Below are 4,648 nucleotides of genomic sequence, written 5' to 3' on the forward strand. Positions count from 1 at the left end.
GCGCGACGGACCGCTTGCGCGACCGTTCCGGCCTCTGCGACCACCTCGATGCCTTCAGCGCGATCAAGGATGTCGCAGATGCCACGGCGTACGACCTCGTGGTCGTCCAGTACAAGAACCCTGACATTGCTCATGACCTAAGGCTAACCCGGGGTCCCAGGGACGTTCGGGGCTAAGGTCCCGGGTCCTACGAGGAATCGTGGGGCGCGGGGGTGGAAGTCCTGGGCGAGGCGCTGGGTCGGACGTCCGGGGAGTCCTAGTACCGGACGGGTCTAGGCACCAATCTGCGCTGGCAGCGGGCACACCAGTGCGTGGAACGGCCGCCGATGCGCTCACGCGAGATCGCTCCACCACACCGCTGGCACGGCTGACCACCACGACCGTAGGCGGCCAAGTCCCGTGAGAAATATCCCGACTCGCCGTTGACGTTGACGTACAGCGCGTCGAAGCTGGTACCGCCTTGCGCGAGGGCTCGCGTCATCACGGCCCGCACTGCTGCCAGGAGGCCGCGGGCCTGGGAGGCGGAGAGGGCATGGGCTGGCCGCTGGGGGTGGATGCGGGCGGCCCACAGCGCCTCGTCCGCGTAGATGTTGCCGACTCCGCTCACCACCGTCTGGTCGAGGAGTACTTGCTTGATGCCGCGGGATCCTCGCCGCATTCGGGAAACGATGCGCGCGTCATCGGCGGCCGGGTCGAGGGCGTCTCTGGCAATGTGGGTCACCGTCCACGGAACGGCCGCCAGGGCGCTGCCGTGGCCTCCCGGGAGCGCATCGGGCGTCGCGCGCATCGGCTCGGCGACCAGGTAGCCGAACGTGCGCTGATCCAGAAAGTCCAGCGTGCGCACGCCGTCGGGCGATTCCAGGCGCAACCGCGCCCGGCAGTGGCTGTGCGGCTCGGGCGCCTCGCCTTCACACATGCGGAACTGTCCCGACATGCCCAGGTGGGCGCTGAGCGCCATGGCGGGCAGTTGCTCGCCGGCGCCGGCGTCCTCCGCCTCCACGAGCGGAAACCACAGGAATTTGCCGCGCCGCACGGCGGCACCCAGCACCATGCCGTGCAGCTGCATCGCGAACTCGCCCTCACCCCCCGGCTGGAGGCGGACGCATGACGGTCGAAAGACCTGCACGCCCGTGACGGTGTAGCCCACGACCAGGTCCGCAAGCCCGGAGCGGACCGTCTCGACCTCCGGAAGTTCGGGCACTATGAGGCGGCGAGAACGCCGTGAGCGACCTCGGCGGCCTCTTGCTCTGCGACCTTCTTGGACGGACCGGTACCCGTGCCGCGGGCGATGCCGTCGACGAGGACGGTGGCGGTAAAGGTGCGGGCGTGGTCCGGGCCCTCTCCGGTGACCTCGTAGACCGGCCCGGGCAGGCCGGACGCGGAGCATGCCTCTTGGAGGGCCGTCTTCCAGTCGAGGGCGTCGCCGGCCGTGGAGGCCCTGACCAGGGAGGGGCCGACGAGCCGCAGGATGACGTCGCGGGACACGTCGATCCCGTGGGTCAGGTAGACCGCACCGAACACGGCCTCGAGGCTGTCGCAGAGGATCGAATCCTTGTCGTTGCCCCCTGTCGCCACCTCGCCCTTGCCAAGCAACACAAACGAGCCCAGCCCGATCTCGCGGGCGACGACGGCGAGGGCACGCTGGGACACACACGACGCACGGATCTTCGCGAGGTCGCCCTCGGGCAGGTCGGGATGGTCGCGGTACAGGCGGTCGGTGACGACGATGCCGAGCACGGAGTCGCCGAGGAACTCAAGGCGCTCGTTGGTGGGAAGGCCGCCGTTTTCGTAGGCGAAAGACCTGTGGGTGAGCGACAACACCAGCAGCTCGGGGTCGATAGCGACACCGAGCCGCTCAGTAAGAATGGCCGCCGCTTCGGGGCCGGGAGCACTCACGGTATGACCGAGAGGAGGCCCTACGCCTCGTGCTCGGTGCGCAGCGCCTCGGCGTACTGGCGACCGTTGTACGCGCCGCAGGCCGGGCAGGCCGCGTGCGACAGCTTGTCTGCCTTGCACGAAGGGCACGTCGTGAGGTTGGCAGCAGTCGTCTTCCACTGCGAACGACGCGAGCGGGTGTTGCTGCGCGACATCTTGCGCTTGGGAACAGCCACGGCTAACTCTCTTCCTTGTTAGACAGCTCGATGCTGTCTTTCACACTTTCTAGTGCCGACCAACGAGGGTCGAGTATCTCATGGGCGTGGTCCGGATCGTTCGCGAGCCGCGCGCCACATTGGTCGCACAGCCCCGGACAGTCCGGGTCACACAATGGGGTGAACGGCAGGCTGGTGACCACCGCATCCCTGACAACGCCCTCAAAGTCGATGCTTTCGCCGTCGAATTCGAACACGTCGTCCGAGTCGTCACCGTCTTCACGCGGGGCGTCAGGGTAGAGAAACAGCCCCTGTACTGGAACCTCGAGGTCGAGTTTCACCTCATCCAGACAGCGACCGCACTCCCCCGTCGCTTGCGCTGCGAAGGTGCCGCTGACCCATATTCCGTCAGTCACCACCTCGCACTGAACGTTCAGTGTCGCGGCGGCTCCCGCTGGAACCCCAATCACGTCAGTGCCAAGGGCCTCGGCGACCGTCAATTCACGGGAGTACTCGCGATGAGTACCTGGCCTGTGCACCAAGTCACGCACGTGAATGCGAAATTCGGTGTCGGCTCCGGGAGTGTGTTTCACACGCTCCTCCATGTCCTAACGGTCCGTGGGGACCTCGGCCCGGTAGTGACCGGCGGGCCAGCAGACGATCTTACGCGATTGGATGCCGTGAACTCAAGCCGGGCCGCTAGTTCTCGCGGCGGAGGGCTTCCAACACGGCGGTTTCGACATCCGGCGGAACATAATCCGAGATGTCTCCGCCGTGCCTGGCCACGTCACGGATGAGCGAAGAGGCGATGTGTGACAGAGCGCTGTCTCCCGTCAGGAAGACTGTCTCGACGCCGCTCAGGGAGCGATTCATCAGCGCCATGGGACGTTCGACGTCGTAGTCGGCGCCGCCGCGCAGACCCTTCACGATCGCCACCGCTCCCTGCGCTTCGCAGAAGTCCACCAGCAGGCCGTCCGTCGATGCGACGTCGATGCCGTCAACGTGAGACACGGCCAGGTGGGCCAAGCGCACACGAACGTCCACGTCGAGCAGGGGCGCCTTGGTCGAGTTGTGTGCCACCGCGATCACCACGCGGTCAAACAGCTGCCGCGCGCGGACGGCGATGTCGACGTGACCCAGGGTGATCGGGTCGAAGGATCCTGGAAACACAACTGTGGCCATAGACGGCAACCTATCGCACGCACTCGGCGAAGTAGACGGTGGTGTCGCCGTATGCCTTGCTTTGCACCACGCGCAGGCCGTGTGGCCATTCTGGGGTGCCACGGCGGGAGGACATTTCGAGGACGACGGTGGCGAGCGTGGGCAGTCGCGTCACGAGCGCTTCCAGGACGGGGGCAAGGTCGCCCTCGGCGATGTCGTAGGGCGGGTCGAGGAACGCGATGTTCCACTGCGCCGTCGCGCGCTTCAGGTACGGTAGCGCCCGTTCGCGCACTACGGAGGCCCGTGTGCCCAGGCCAAGCCCTTTGATGTTTGACTCGATCACCCGCACGGCCGGTGTAGCGGATTCGACGAAGGTCGCATCGGCCGCTCCCCTGCTCAGCGCCTCAATGCCGAGCGCGCCCGAGCCGGCGAACAGGTCCACCACGTGGGCACCGCGTAGGGCGTCGGCGTGATCGAGCCGCGAGAAGATGGCTTCGCGCACACGGTCCGATGTGGGCCGTGTCCCTGACTTGGGCACCGCCAGTTGCCGGCCGCCGACCTCGCCCGCGATGATGCGTGTCATGCAGGTAGCGTACGGCGGGAGTTAGTGAACGCAAATGGGCGCACCCCTGGCCATGGCGCTGCGCCAACCGCAGGGGCGTGGGGCGTGGGCGTGGGGCAGGGTGAGCTCCGAAGTTGTCGATACGCACGCGTTCAGGAGCGAACCTCGCCGTCTTGTCCGCCGATACCGTGCCGACGGGGCACGGTAGCTGCCGTCTTGCCCGGTGTGGGGCATCGCTTGCCCCGGTTGTGGCGTCATGCGGCGTGGCGTTTGGGGTGTCGCGCACGCTGGCGTGCGGGGTTGTCCCGGTCGGTCGCGTTGTGGGCAGAGTTCTCCCCTGGGTTGCCGGGTGGGTCGTGATCGTCGTGGGAGCCCGCGTCGCCCGTGTCGCCGACGTCGTCTGCTTCGTCGGGTAGAACCTCGAGTGCTGCCAGTCCGCCGGGTTGGGGTTGTCGGGTGGGGTCGATCGTGGGTGGTGGAATGAACTCAACCCGGCCCGCTTGGACGCGGATGTTCCAGCCGTGACGGTGGATGTCGTGGTGGCATCTGGTGCACAACATCACCCCGTTGGCAAGGTCCGTGGTTCCACCGTTGTCCCACCAGTCGATGTGGTGGGCTTCGCAGTGTTCGGGTGGGGCGTGACATTTCGCGCACCCTCCATCACGTTCCAGTAGGGCCAGGCGTTGGGCACGGGTGAATATCCTCTTGCGGCGACCCAGGTCCAAGACCTCGGAGTCACCACCGAGCACCGCAGGAATCACACCAGCGTCCCCGGCCAGGTGGCCCTGACCCCGTTCAGTGGACACGGGGTTATGCGGCTTCTTGAAAGTCCGCG

At 66.9% G+C, this 4,648-nt stretch carries 7 protein-coding genes and 1 pseudogene; all 8 read right to left on the reverse strand.

Annotation, left to right across the window (positions count from 1 at the left end; translation table 11 throughout):
• Positions 1–134, reverse strand: a pseudogene (locus tag QZZ29_RS11050) (DNA-binding response regulator); the annotation flags it as partial.
• 122 nt (positions 135–256) lie between these two features.
• Entirely contained in the window at positions 257–1,201 is a 945-nt protein-coding gene (mutM, locus tag QZZ29_RS11055; RefSeq protein WP_291383265.1) for a bifunctional DNA-formamidopyrimidine glycosylase/DNA-(apurinic or apyrimidinic site) lyase, read from the reverse strand.
• On the reverse strand, positions 1,201–1,896 hold the full coding sequence (rnc, locus tag QZZ29_RS11060) for a ribonuclease III (RefSeq protein ID WP_291383267.1): 696 nt from the start codon (positions 1,894–1,896) through the stop codon (positions 1,201–1,203). Before rnc ends, mutM begins: the two co-directional genes overlap by 1 nt.
• 20 nt (positions 1,897–1,916) lie before the next feature.
• Entirely contained in the window at positions 1,917–2,111 is a 195-nt protein-coding gene (rpmF, locus tag QZZ29_RS11065; RefSeq protein ID WP_291383269.1) for a 50S ribosomal protein L32, read from the reverse strand.
• A 2-nt stretch (positions 2,112–2,113) separates the two neighbouring features.
• On the reverse strand, positions 2,114–2,683 hold the full coding sequence (locus tag QZZ29_RS11070) for a YceD family protein (RefSeq protein ID WP_291383270.1): 570 nt from the start codon (positions 2,681–2,683) through the stop codon (positions 2,114–2,116).
• A gap of 106 nt (positions 2,684–2,789) precedes the next feature.
• Positions 2,790–3,272 (reverse strand): pantetheine-phosphate adenylyltransferase, encoded by a 483-nt coding sequence (coaD, locus tag QZZ29_RS11075; protein ID WP_291383272.1) that lies wholly within the window; start codon positions 3,270–3,272, stop codon positions 2,790–2,792.
• A 10-nt stretch (positions 3,273–3,282) separates the two neighbouring features.
• Positions 3,283–3,834, reverse strand: coding sequence for a 16S rRNA (guanine(966)-N(2))-methyltransferase RsmD (rsmD, locus tag QZZ29_RS11080; protein ID WP_291383274.1), 552 nt, complete (start codon positions 3,832–3,834; stop codon positions 3,283–3,285).
• Between the two features lie 233 nt (positions 3,835–4,067).
• A partial coding sequence (locus tag QZZ29_RS11085; protein ID WP_291383275.1) for an HNH endonuclease signature motif containing protein occupies positions 4,068–4,648 on the reverse strand: 581 nt, incomplete at its 5' end.

It is taken from the genome of Demequina sp., assembly GCF_016278765.1.
GTDB lineage: Bacteria > Actinomycetota > Actinomycetes > Actinomycetales > Demequinaceae > Demequina.

Bases quoted from the DNA above. Each gene is read 5' to 3' on its own strand.
- coaD (WP_291383272.1), bottom strand. From the start codon at position 3,272: ATGGCCACAGTTGTGTTTCCAGGATCCTTCGACCCGATCACCCTGGGT.
- rsmD (WP_291383274.1), bottom strand. From the start codon at position 3,834: ATGACACGCATCATCGCGGGCGAGGTCGGCGGCCGGCAACTGGCGGTG.